General features: G+C 59.2%; 9 protein-coding genes. 1 reads left to right on the forward strand and 8 read right to left on the reverse strand.

What is annotated here, in order from left to right; genetic code table 11:
* Positions 1-809: 809 nt before the first annotated feature.
* Positions 810-1,067, reverse strand: coding sequence for a GlsB/YeaQ/YmgE family stress response membrane protein (locus G3M56_RS01135; RefSeq protein ID WP_164365444.1), 258 nt, complete (start codon positions 1,065-1,067; stop codon positions 810-812).
* A 225-nt stretch (positions 1,068-1,292) separates the two neighbouring features.
* On the opposite strand from G3M56_RS01135, the gene G3M56_RS01140 reads away from it, so the two are divergent.
* Entirely contained in the window at positions 1,293-2,759 is a 1,467-nt protein-coding gene (locus tag G3M56_RS01140) for a hypothetical protein (protein ID WP_164365445.1), read from the forward strand.
* A 29-nt stretch (positions 2,760-2,788) separates the two neighbouring features.
* Here G3M56_RS01140 and mnmL read toward each other — a convergent pair whose 3' ends face one another.
* The 7 genes from mnmL to aroC form a co-directional block, all read right to left on the reverse strand.
* Positions 2,789-3,742 (reverse strand): tRNA modification radical SAM protein MnmL/YtqA, encoded by a 954-nt coding sequence (gene mnmL / locus G3M56_RS01145; protein ID WP_164365452.1) that lies wholly within the window; start codon positions 3,740-3,742, stop codon positions 2,789-2,791.
* 170 nt (positions 3,743-3,912) lie between these two features.
* A complete protein-coding gene (locus G3M56_RS01150; protein WP_164365446.1) occupies positions 3,913-5,451 on the reverse strand; it encodes a PhoH family protein in 1,539 nt (512 codons plus the stop codon).
* Between the two features lie 394 nt (positions 5,452-5,845).
* Complete coding sequence (locus G3M56_RS01155; protein WP_164365447.1) at positions 5,846-6,673, reverse strand: glycosyltransferase 61 family protein; 828 nt, start codon at positions 6,671-6,673, stop codon at positions 5,846-5,848.
* Positions 6,674-7,125: 452 nt separating this feature from the next.
* Positions 7,126-8,334, reverse strand: coding sequence for an IS256 family transposase (locus G3M56_RS01160; RefSeq protein WP_235203492.1), 1,209 nt, complete (start codon positions 8,332-8,334; stop codon positions 7,126-7,128).
* 628 nt (positions 8,335-8,962) lie between these two features.
* Positions 8,963-10,147 carry an enoyl-ACP reductase FabV gene (fabV, locus tag G3M56_RS01165; RefSeq protein WP_164364049.1) on the reverse strand — a complete coding sequence of 395 codons (1,185 nt, stop codon included), beginning with the start codon at positions 10,145-10,147 and terminating at the stop codon, positions 8,963-8,965.
* A gap of 191 nt (positions 10,148-10,338) precedes the next feature.
* Positions 10,339-10,758, reverse strand: coding sequence for a glycine zipper 2TM domain-containing protein (locus G3M56_RS01170; RefSeq protein WP_164364047.1), 420 nt, complete (start codon positions 10,756-10,758; stop codon positions 10,339-10,341).
* Between the two features lie 967 nt (positions 10,759-11,725).
* The gene (aroC, locus tag G3M56_RS01175; protein ID WP_164364046.1) at positions 11,726-12,811 is read right to left on the reverse strand and encodes a chorismate synthase; all 1,086 of its coding nucleotides are present in this window, start codon (positions 12,809-12,811) and stop codon (positions 11,726-11,728) included.
* Positions 12,812-12,944 lie beyond the last annotated feature (133 nt).

The raw sequence follows: 12,944 nt of genomic DNA on the forward strand, positions 1-12,944 counted from the left end.
ATCTCAAACCCAACGCGGCCCGGGAGATCCTCCTCGGCCGCGTTTTTTTTGTTCGCTCGTAAACCGTCCCTTCGGGACGAGCCCCCATTGCTCTTTACTCCCGGAGGTTAAAACCTCCGGCTAACCGGTAAATCGTCGCTCCGCGACGGAACACCAACTCCGCCGACCTCTCTCTGAAAGCGAGCCTTATAACAGCTTGGGGCTCAGCGAGCCTCCGGCGAGCGCCACCCCAGGTTGCCTCGCCACCCCATCCCCGGCCGAGCCTGCAGTTCCGCGATACCTGAGCCACCTCCCGACGGCCGCCCTCCCCACGCCGAAACACCGGAAGTTCGGACCGTTCCGCAACGCCGCACTCGCTCCATCGCGAAGCGATGGCTTACCGGCTAGCCTGCGGATTCATCCGCAGGTGGGAGTACACCAAACACCTCCGCGCCGTAGGTGCGGCTTACGGGTCACGCGGAACAACTCACACAAGCCGCTTCCTCCACGCCAGACGCCCAACTCCGCCGACCTCTCGCTGAAAGCGAGCCTCATAACAGCCTGGGGTCAGCGAGCCTCCGGCGAGCGCCACCCCAGGTTGCCTCGCCCCCCCATCCCCGGCCGAGCCTGCAGTTCCGCGATACCTCAGCCACCTCCCGACGGCCGCCCTCCCGACGCCGAGACACCCCACGTCAGCACCATTCCCGAACGCATCGCCATCGCGAAGCGATAGCTTCCCGGTTAACCTTCGGATTCATCCGCAGGTGGGATTACACCAAACACCCCCGCGCCGAAGGTGCGGTTTACCAGAACGAGCCCCCCTTGATGCGCTAACCCTTTTTCTTCTTCACCACACGGTAGATCACGAGAAGCACAATCGCGCCGACCGTGGCGATGAAGATTCCTCCTAGGTCGAACGATTCGACTTGGCCGAGACCAATAAAGCTGCCGAGAAAACCACCGAGCACCGCACCCGCGATCCCGATCAGGGTGGTCACAATGAAGCCACCGGGGTCCTTGCCCGGCATGATGAATTTAGCGAGTGCGCCGGCAACGAGGCCGAGGAAGATCCAAGAGAGAATGCCCATGATAGTAGCGGTTTGGGGTTGGTTGTAATACTTACGACAATTGTGGCTACCCGTGCTCTGAAACACGGGCGGGGGACCGCCGATCCTCGTCACTGATTGAGACGAACCAGCCACCCGCATCCGCGATGTGGCTGGGTAATGGATACGCCCCACGCCGCTGGAAAAGATGCCGGAGGAGCGGACTAGCACTTGCACGCTACTACCAAATCACCCACCCTGCCGGCCATGAAACCAACCGTTGTTTGGACCATCATCACGGTCGTCGTGATCGCACTCTGTCTGGTTGCCTTTGAGGTGCGCGACCACTTCCTGCCCGCCGAAGAAGAACTCGGAGATTTCACTCCACCCAAGGAGACACTCTATTTTGACGATGGCTGGTCGGCAGGGCTGATTCAGGTCGGCGAGGAAATGATTGAGGAAAAGCGCCACGTACCCTCGGGCGGCGGGCTGTTTGGCATGAGCGGCAGCAGCTTTTCAGGCAGCAGGAGCACCTTCGGAATCCAACAAACCTACGAAGGCCGCAATGGTGTGCTGACTCGACTCACCTTCGAGGGCGAGCGCGGCTCACTGTTGTTGGAAGTGATCCTCAGAGACGCCGCTGACCTTTACCCCAACCCACTCAAGGTACTGTCTGATGGCGGGGAGATCTACTCCACCAGCATCAACAGCAACTCCCGCATCGACGACTTCAGTGGCATCGATGCGATGCTGTCTCCCACAACTGGCGCGGTACTGCCGGACATCCTGTTCCAAGTCGCCGATAGCCAAGGCAATTGGATCAATGGTCTCGGTCCATTTGCGTTCCATGAAGAAGATCCGGATCGACGTGGAGCTGTCGTTTTCCCCGCGTGGCCGCATTCGGTGGATGAGTTGCGCTTCCGAGCAATCCGCCCGGGTAGCGAACCGCTGGAGTTCACATTTGCCAGTCCAGCCCCCAAGTCGCCGCCTGCCGTTTGGGCGAGCCAACCGCTACCCGCTACGATCACCCGCCCTGAGTTCAGCTTCACACTCGAAGGCGTCACCACGAACAATCGCGGCAATCATCCGACCATACGCTCAAAGACCAACATCACCAGCCACCTGACCAAGAACGGCCAACCCGTGGCCAATGCGTACGACGTGAGATTCACAGGTCTGGAGGGACCCCATGGCGCGACATCTGCCAATTACCTTCCTGACCCTGAGGAAAAGCAGCTCAAGCTCCAATTCTCAGCCGTTCCGTCCCAGCACTTTCCCGTCCCGGAGCGCGACGCGCTGATGGTGGCTGAATTGGAGGTAGACGCGAATGGCAAACTAAAGCCGGCCACCGTCGTCCGCGGAGCCGGCGTTGGCCTGATCCAGGTCACAGTCCAATGGAGTCCGTATTACGGCAACGACCGCCATGTGATGGAGCTCAAGTGGGATGGGGTTTGGGCAAATGAAAGCCAAGAAGCGGCAGCGGACCGAGCAACCGGCGGCTGGAACACAGCCCAGCTCTATTGCTTCTTCGACTCTCAACCTGACGCGATCCAAAGAGGCGATCGAAGGGGAAGCGGATCTTCGGGCTCCGGAGGCCGCACCGATTTCGACAACACCTTCCAATTCGAATTCGACACACCGCCCGCTCCAGGCACGGTGATTCGATTCGGCCTCGCCCAACCACCCGCCAGCCACGCCTTCGATGTCATCATCGACCGCAGCGACGTGAAGTAAGCCTGCTGCAAAATCCTTCACTCGTAAAACTAACCGCGCACCGCGCTCCCCTGCACCACTCCACGTTCGCGTAACACCTTCTCCAAAAACGCCTGCACCTCCGGCTTGCGTAGTCCCCAATCGGGACCAATCAATAGCTCACGATCAGCCACACCAAACAGACGCTGGATCACCAAGTCACTGCGCAACCTCGGCAGGAAGTCACACAAGAAGTCGGCGTACCCCTCCAAGTCGAACAAAGGAAACGGCTCTTTCTGATACTTCGCCCCGAGGATGGAACCCTTCACCACATGGAGGTGGTGGAACTTCACAAAATCGACCGCCTCGAAGCGGTTGATCTCGTCCGCATAAGCCAACATTTGGTCGCGTGTTTCCCAAGGGAAGCCAAAGATCATGTGCACGCATACCTGAAGCGGCGAACCCACCAATCCGTTCAGCACGTCGACTAGCACCTGGTGGCTGCAGCCGCGGTTGATACGGTCGAGCGTGTCCTCGTGCATCGACTCCATACCGAGTTCAAGGTCGACGACATAGCGGTCGGTGTAGCTCTCCAGCAGCGCGATTTTCGCGGCGTCGAGACAGTCCGGACGCGTCCCGACGGCGAGCCCCACGGTTTGCTCTGGGTTCACTGCGAGAGCCTCGTCGTACAAGGAGCGCAACCGCTCCACCGGCGCGTAGGTATTGGTATTCGGCTGGAAGTAGACAATGAACCTCTCCGCCCCGAAGCGCCGCCGTGCGTTCTCCATACTGGCCTCGAGCTGCTCGCGGATGGTCGGCAATTTGCGCGCCAACGCAGGAGTGAAAGACTCGACATTGCAATAAGCACAGCCACCGTAACCCTTGCTGCCATCGCGGTTCGGACACGTGAAACCAGCATCGGCGATCACCTTGTAGACCCGTTTTCCAGCAAACTTCTCACGCAGCCACGGACCATACGCACGGTAGCTCGGAAGCGTTGGCGAAGAACAAGGCACAGCAGTCATGGCGCACCGGTCGCCCTTTGCCGCCACCGCTGCAATCGGATCCATCCCACTGCGCCGGATTCCCAGTCTGCGGCCTCCGATCCCGCCCCACAGCCGACGAAAAACCCCTCCGCACACGCCAACTACCAATGCGCACACGGAGGGACCTATGAACAACCTGTCGCAGGTCGTTAAAGCAACTTCGCTCCCACTTCCGCCAGGTCGGAGCGCTCGCCTTTGCTCAAGGCGATATGCGCGGCAAATGGCTGACCGCGCATCCGCTTGCGCGTATACACCAAGCCATTGCTGCGCGAGTCGACGTACGGGTTGTCGATCTGGCCGGGGTCACCCACCATGATCAGCTTAGACCCTTGCGACATGCGCGTGACGATCGTTTTCGCCTCGAGCGGAGTGATCTGCTGTGCCTCGTCGAGGATGAAGAAGCGGTTCGGAATCGAGCGTCCGCGGATGTAGCAAAGCGCTTCGATTTCGACGATCCCCTGCTGCACCAGGTTCTCGTACGGTTTCTGGCCAGGGTTGCCGAGTGGCTCGTCACGCCCCTGCTTGCGCCTCGGGCCGCCCTTGTTCTCCTTCCGCATCACGACCTCGAGCGCGTCGTAGATCGGCTGCAACCACGGGCGCATCTTCTCGTCTAGAGTCCCGGGCAAAAAGCCCACGGTATCGCCCATCGCCACCACCGGACGGCTGATGGTCAAGCCGTCGAACTCGCGGTCATAGACCTGTGCCAGCCCAGCGGCCACAGCCATCAGGGTTTTGCCCGTTCCCGCCTGACCGTAGCAGGTCACCAGTGAGATTTCCGGGTTCAACAACGCATCCAACAAGCAGCGCTGGCCAAGATTGAGGGGCTTGATCGCCTGTGCCTTCGGGATCTTCAGCGCATCGGGAATCTGCAGCTTGTGGAATTGACCGTCCGCCCCAAACCGTGCCGGTAACGTGTGCTTCTCCGCCGCCTTGAGCAAGACGTACTGGTTCACCGCCAGGTTCCGCGTTCTCGATTCGTCCAATTCCAGTGTCCCTGAGCTCGCGAGGCACTGCAGCTCGGTCGCAGCGGCATCCACCACTGCCATTTCATAGTTGGTCACCTCGCGCGGCTCCACTTTGTCATTCATGTAGTCCGCACAATGAATCCCAAGCGCACGCGCCTTGAGCTGCATGTTGAGATCCTTGGTGATCAGACTGACCGGCGATTGATTGCTCTCCCCGACCATCAATGCGCAGCCGAGGATCCGGTGGTCCGCCTTGGATTGATCCGGAAACACACGCAAAAACTCCTTCATCCGGTCGGGCACGTCACTGCTCGCTCCCGGATCAAAAACCACCAACCTCACCGAGCCACCGCCATTGGTCGGCACGCCGGTCGTAACCTCGCTCCCCTCGCGGGAGAACATTTCATTCAACGCACGGTGCACCTGACGCGCGTTCGCCCCACGGTCACTCTGCTCGTTCTTAAACCGGTCCAACTCCGACAACACATCCACCGGAATGCAGATGTGGTTGTCCGCAAACCGCTGCAGGCAGCCAGGATCGTGCAAAAGCACATTGGTATCGAGCACGAAGTTTTTCCCCAATGCGGATGGCGCCCTTAGCCCCCGGGTCGTTGCTTTCGACTTCCGCGCTCGCTTGCTCCCTGCATTCGCTTTTGTCGTGGCACCTAATGCGGCCTCTTCGGTGAAGAGAGCCGACTGCACATCCGGCTTTTGATTGATCATTGGGAGTTCTCTCTTTTTTTGGGGGTTCTGTGAGGATCTCTGATGTTGCAGATCACGGCCGCATCCAGGCAGTCGTGAGTTCCGGCGATGCAGATTCCCGCATCAACGCCATCCGCTTTCGAGGTCCGGTAGAGGTGGCGCACCGGTCCAACCAGGCACAAAAAAACGGGACGCCGACTGAGCGGTGTCCCGAGGACTGAGCTGGAGCTTGAGCGCCGCGCTCGCTATCGCCAACCACCTGAGGCTGGCGATCGCTGTGCCGTGCATTCGAGCTAGTCTGACTAACCCTCCGGCGTTGAGCGCTGTTGGTTTGTTTATTCAACAGGACTTAAAGATCACCAGATCGTGATAATCTTGCCAAGCCTAAAAGTTCCAGAGTGCGAATGAGTTGGGCTCAACACCCCAGCGCATCACGGACAGCAGCAACCACGGCGCCCGCGTCCACCGCCCCGTGGGATCCGTGCTGCCGCACTTGCTCGTAAGTCAATCCCAAGCACCCGCTCAAGCGCGAGAAGAACCCTTTATCCTCAAGCTGCGGAGCCATGTCATCCGGGTGAATCTCCACCACCGCCGCCGAGGGCCGACACCACAATAGATTCGCCAGTGCCGCTCCATGCTGCGCGACCACGACATCGGCCAAAGAAAACAACGCGAACTGCCACGCCAACGAATGCTCTTCCAATGACACCCGCAGCACATTCGAAGACTCAGCAGCCAGCGCTGACTCCAGCTCCGCTCCATTCGGGATGGACCGCCTCGATGCACCAGCCCCACGGATCTCACAGTGCTCGGATTGATAGAAAGCATGTGGAGCCTCGCGGTCGATGAGGACAATCACGGGCCGATCGGGGGCCAAGCCGGATACGAACTCAGCTCGCAGCGCCTCAATCCGACCTCGCAACAACGACTCCACCGTCCGCCTGGCTCGAAGAAAGACATCACGATCGTACGCCACCGGCGTGTCATAGCCTTCCACACCCATAGACGCCATCCCCTCACCGATGCGTTGATGCACGTCGCGATCGACCACCACCATTCGGTCACGCACCACCTCACGCAGCAGCCGATCCATCACCGCGCAACTGCGCACGAAAAACGTGGTCTCGTCCCGCTCGTCGCGGACCTCCAGTAACGGCACCAAAAAGCCGAGCAGGAAATGATAGTAGTGCTCCACCGATCCGCCGCGGTTGCCGAGCGTGAGATGGACGTTTCGATCGTTCATAAGGAGCCGCATCTCAGCACGTCCGGACTAGCGATGCAACTGCTCGCACCCAACGAACACTCTCGCGGTCAGCGGCGCATCGTTTTTTGGGAACCGCAGATGACGCCGATTGCTCAGATTTTCTTGCCAGTTACAGCGGGCAATGATTGTCGTCCGGGTAGCCAACAAGCTGCCCACGACCTTCCCATCCCATCCATCCTGCAATTCGCGGAAGAAAACGCGACCTGTGGTGGTCGTTGCCCCCTTCACCACCGCCGGAGCTCAAAGCCCTCCGCGTCTCTGCGTGAGCCCTTCCCATCAACGGCAGGAATGCCGTCCCTCCAGCGCTGCGCATGCCCACGCGTCGCTTCCCGTGCGGCCCCTCGGACCGCAGGTTTCCCATCCGGCCACCAAAAACAAAGGAGCGGGTTATGTACGTCAAGTTCTGCAAAAAGGGCTTTGAAGGATGATGATCAGGCTGCGGACGTTTGATTTGAAGTAAGGCTGAGCTTTTGGGCTTCTTTGAGGTGATCCATGTTCAGGTAGCGGTGTTGATCGATCCACTGCTCATGGACTTGATGCGTGACAGCCCGGATTAAACGTTGGGCTGCAGCCTTGTTGGGGAAGGTTCGGATAATGTGCGTACGACGCTTAATCTCCTCATTGAGTCGCTCGAGCATATTCGTACTTTTGAGATGCTTGTGATGCTCTCTGGGAAGTCGATAAAAGGTAAGCGTTTCTTCGATCTCACTTTCGACCCAGTCACAGAGCTTGTGGTATTTGCCTCCCCACTTCGCCAACCATGCCCGCAGATCCTGACGCGCTTCATTGATGTCTCGACGGTCATAGATCCAGCGCAGCTCAGTGCAGCAGTCGTCGTCATGCTTGCGAGGTAGATGATCAAGAGCGTTGCGAAGGAAGTGGACGTAGCAGCGTTGCCATAGCGCCTCGGGAAGCACTTCGCTGATAGCTCGTCGCAGGCCGGCATGGTTATCAGTCACGCAGAACTCAACACCCGTCAGTCCGCGTTGCTTGAGTTGAAGTAGGAAGTTCTTCCAGCTGCTTCCGCTTTCCCTTTGATCGAGCTCGGTCGCAAGGACCTCCCGTCGCCCATCCCAACTGATGCCAATGGCGATCAACACAGCCTGGCTGCGCACCACGCCGTTCTCCCGAACCTTTTCGTACCGGGCATCCAGGATGAGATAGGGATAGGCATGGCTGAGCTTGCGTCGGGCGAAGTTCTCAAGCTCTTCATCCAACGTTTTGTTCAGCCTGCTTACCACACTGGCGCTAACTCGGTGACCACAGAGCTCCTCGGTGATCTGCGCGACTTTACGTGTCGAGACGCCCTGCACGTACATTTCGATCAGGGTGCTTACCAAAGCCTTCTCGCTGCGTTGATAGCGATCGAAGATCTCGGTGCTGAAGAGTCCGTCGCGATCTTGAGGAACGCGCAGCTCGATCCTTCCTACCCGTGTCAGGAGACTGCGTTGATAACTGCCGCTGCGATAACCTCGGCGTCTGTCGCTGCGTTCTGATTTTACCGCCTGGAGTGTCTCGTTCATTTCTTCTTCGAGCATCTCCTGCATCAATTTCTGAACCAAGGGCCTCAGAAAATCTTCCTGCTCGGCAAGAATACTTTTCAACTGCGGCGTTGTGGTCTTATCTGGTCGTGGGGTCATGGTGTGACGATTAGGGGTTCTTGTTTTGTTAAAAACCTAATCAATCATCATGACCCTTTTTGCAGAAGCTTTGGCACACTACCAAGGAGCGCAGCGACCACTCTCCTCATTTCAGCCCCACGTTATCTCCCACGAGCGAGCAACGAACTCTAAACAACTCAATCCTCCCAATCCTATCATCTGCGGAAAAAACGCGACCTGTGATGCTCGACGCTCCCCTTCCCCACCGCCGGAGCTGGACGCCCTCCGCGTCTTCGCGTCTCTGCGTGAGCATTTCCCAACGACGACAGGAATGCCGTCCCTCCAGCGCTGCACTCGTGACGGTGTCCCCAGTCCTACGGCAGGAGTGCCGTAGCTCCATCGGGGATTGTTATTCGTGCGGTTCTCGTTGTTCTCTACAACCAACGAATAAGTCGTCAGACCTCAATCCCATCCATCCTGCAATCTGCGGAAAAAACGCGACCTGTGGTGCTCGTTGCCTCCTTCACCGCCGCCGGAGCTCAAAGCCCTCTGCGTCTCCGCGTCTCCGCGTGAGTATCTCCCACCGCCTACAGCCGACCACTCCGACAAAAAAAGCCGCTCCCATCACAGGAGCGGCTTCTAATTTATGAATTTCAACCGTCAGCGCTTAGGCCGATGGAAGCTCGCGCACCGGATCGGTGTCGGCTTCGTAGTCGACGCCCTCAAGGCCGAATCCGAACAAACGGAGGAACTCGGTCTGATAACCGTCGAAATCCGAGATCTCGGTCAGGTTCTCGGTGGTCACCGACTCCCACACGTCGTTGATGTGCGCCTGGATGTCGTCGGACATTTCCCAGTCGTCGATGCGGATGCGGCCCTTTTCGTCGAGGGTCGGTCCGTTTTCAGCTGTGAAGTGATCGGCGAACAAACGCTGGATCTGCTCGATGCAGCCCTCGTGCGTACCCTTCTCCTTCATCACCTTGTAGAGGAGCGAGATGTAAAGCGGCACCACAGGGATGGCCGAGCTCGCCTGGGTGACGAGTGCTTTGTTCACTGAAACCACCGAAGTACCGGCACCGAAGCGCTCGTTCATGTTCTTGGCGGTCTCTTCGAGATGGAGTTTGGCGCGACCGATGGTGCCTTCCGTGTACACCGCCCAAGTCAGCTCAGGCCCAATGTACGAGTAGGCCACGGTCTTGAAGCCATCGGCAAGCACGCCGGCTTCTTCCATGGCGTCGATCCAAAGCTGCCAATCTTCGCCGCCCATGACCTTCACGGTCTGGTCGATCTCATCCTGGCTGGCTGGCTCGATGGTGACCTCTTCGATCTGAGCGAGGTCGGTGTTGAGGTTCTTGTTGGTGTAAGTCTGGCCGATTGGCTTGAGCACCGAGCGGTAAGCTTCGCCTGTGTCCGGATCGTTGCGGCGAGGAGAAGCCAACGAGTAGATCACCATGTCGACCTGGCCGAGGTCTTCTTTGATGGTGTCGATCACCTTCTTCTTCATCTCGTGAGAGAAGGCGTCGCCGTTGAAGCTCTTCGAGTAGAGACCTGCCTCGTGGGCTGCTTTTTCAAAGGCCACCGCGTTGTACCAACCGGCGGTTCCAGTCTTGCGCTCGGTGCCTTCCTTTTCGAAGAACACACCAACCGTCGATGCACCGGAGCCGAATGCCGGCACGATGCGCGAAGCAAGTCCGTAGCCAGTCGACGACCCGATCACCAAGACTCGCTTCGGTCCATCCTCCAAGGCGGGCTGGGACTTCACGTAATCGATTTGTTCCTGCACGTTGGCGGCACATCCGTCCGGGTGCGCGGTGGTGCAGATGAATCCACGGGTCTTTGGCTTGATGATCATGTCAGTGCGTCGTGTGGTTGAAAATACGAATGGCTAATGTGAGCGGGGATCCGGTACTTGGCAACCCTGCCTTTGATGCGATTGCATCCGCCACCCGGCAAGAGAAATCCCGCCTCGGCGGTGAATTGCCGGGGCGGGATCAATGCGATTTATTAGCCTACGTGGCAAGCTCTTATGCGCGCTATGCAGGATTAACGTGCGTACATGTCCGCGAGTTGGCGGGCGCTTGGGATGCCGTGGTACTGCTCACCACGAGGTCCGGCCCATACATTGCCCTGCACACGACGCAGCGTGATGTTTTCATAACTACCGTTGCTGTTGCGAATGGTGACCACCTGGGTGTTGGCGCGCGATGCCTCGGCCTGGGCGGCGTTGGCGCGGTCGCGGGTGGCGCCCATTTGGTTACCGACGAGGCCGCCGAGGCCCGCACCGATGAGCGCGCCCGTGGCGGAGTGACCGGAGCCCATGTTGTTGCCGATCACCGCACCAAGAGCGGCACCGGTACCAGCTCCCACGGCAGTTCCCGTGCCCTGAGCGGTTTCACAACTGACAAACGAAAGCGACATCACGCTGGATGCCGCGACTACTGCGAGCGACTTGAGATACTTCATACAAGAGGTGGGTTTAAAAGTTTATCCGGGCTGCTACCGAAGCGAAACCAAGGACTGATTATGATGACGGTAATTTCGCGAATCAACAAGCGCCAATAATCAAAGAGCGCGTCACAAAATTTACGTACTCTGACGCTCAGCGGATCCGATAGATCCCCCCGAATATCGCGAACCGAGCACAGCGAATGCGGGCGGTCACTGCGGAATACTCACGCAGAGACGCAAAGACGCAGAGGGCCTCCAGCTCCGGCGGAGGGGTAGATTGCATCGGTCATCTCCGATCGCGCTTTTTTCCGCAGATCACAGGATGGGGAGGATTGAGAGCCAAATCGTTGGTCGCAGAGAATCACATCAACCGCACGACCTCCATTCCCCGCTGGAGCTACGGCACTCCTGCCGTAGATGATCGACGCCGTCACTCCCTCGGGTAAGGCACCGCCGGTCAAACGTCGTACTCAGAGAAACCTGCCCTCTCAGAATCAGGCACGCGCAGCGCTGGTGGGTCAGCATTCCTGCCGACAATGGGAGAGGCTCACGCGAAGACGCAAAGAGCCTCCAGCTCCGGCGGTGGGGTAGGTTGCACCGGTCATCTCAGATCGCGTTTTCTTTCCGCAGATTACAGGATGGGGAGGATTGAGAGCCAAATCGTTGGTCGCAGAGAATCACATCAACCGCACGACCTCCATTCCCCGCTGGAGCTACGGCACTCCTGCCGTAGATGATCGACGCCGTCACTCCTTCGGGTAAGGCACCGCCGGTCAAACGTCGTACTCAGAGAAACCTGCCCTCTCAGAATCAGGCACGCGCAGCGCTGGTGGGTCGGCATTCCTGCCGACAATGGGAGAGGCTCACGCAGAGACGCAAAGAGCCTCCAGCTCCGGCGGAGGGAAAGGGGATCTCAGTCATCGAGGGGCGCAACTCCATCCGCAGAATCGACGTCATCTGCGGATCACAAAAGCGCGTCCCCTTAGCCCTGCTGGCCGCGCTGGCGCATCGCGTGGTCGCACAGCACAAGCGCGGTCATGGCCTCGACGAGAGGCACTGCGCGTGGCAGCACGCATGGATCGTGGCGACCTTTGCCCTTGAGCTCGGTTTCCTGGCCTTCGTTGTCGACCGTCTCCTGACTGGTCATGATGGTCGCCGTTGGCTTGAACGCGACACGGAACTCAATCGGCATGCCATTGGTGATCCCGCCCTGCACCCCACCGGAGCGGTTGCTGGTGGTGACGACCTTGCCGTCCTCATCGAGACGGAATGGGTCGTTGTGCTCGCGGCCGGTGAGCAACGTCCCGGCGAAGCCGGAGCCGATCTCAAACCCTTTGGTCGCAGGCAAGGAAAGCATCCCCTTCGCCAGGTCCGCTTCGATGCGGTCGAAAACCGGCTCACCCCATCCGGCTGGCACGCCGCGCACGACGCACTCGATGGTGCCACCGAGCGAGTTGCCGTCGGCACGTGCCGCTTTCACAGCATCGATCATGGCATCCACCATCTCCGGATCACCGGTACGCACGATGTTGGACTCGATCTGCTCAAACGTAACCGTAGCCGGATCGACGTTCGCGTTAAGGTCGCGGATGGACGCCACCCACGGCAAAATTTCAATCTCCGGCGCAATCGTGGCCAGCACCTTCTTCGCCACCGCGGCGGCTGCCACGCGGCCGATCGTTTCACGTGCCGACGCACGGCCACCTCCATTCGGGTTCCGGCGTCCGTACTTGGCATCGTAGGTGTAGTCCGCGTGCGACGGACGGTACTTCTTGGCCATCTCGTCGTAGGCCGACGGACGGTGATCTTTGTTGCGCACGATCACGGCAATCGGAGTGCCGGTGGTCAGCCCATCGTAGACGCCCGACAAAATCTCCGCCTCATCCGCCTCGTTGCGTGGTGTGGTGATCTCACTTTGCCCTGGGCGGCGGCGGTCCAAATCCACCTGAATGTCCGCTTCGCTCAGCGCAATGCCGGAAGGACAACCGTCAATCACCACGCCAACCCCACCACCGTGGGACTCACCAAATGTGGAGATGCGAAAGAGTGTGCCGAACTGAGAAGACATAATCGTAGTGCTGCGTTGGGTTCTCCCTTCCCTGCCAACCGGTCGCCGCAGGGTCATCGGGAGCCGCATCATTCCCCTGATGCCCCACCGGGTCAAGGGCTCACTCGGCTCGGCACGCCGCAACATACGCTCG

Source organism: Sulfuriroseicoccus oceanibius (assembly GCF_010681825.2).
In the GTDB taxonomy this organism is placed as follows: Bacteria; Verrucomicrobiota; Verrucomicrobiia; order Verrucomicrobiales; family SLCJ01; genus Sulfuriroseicoccus; species Sulfuriroseicoccus oceanibius.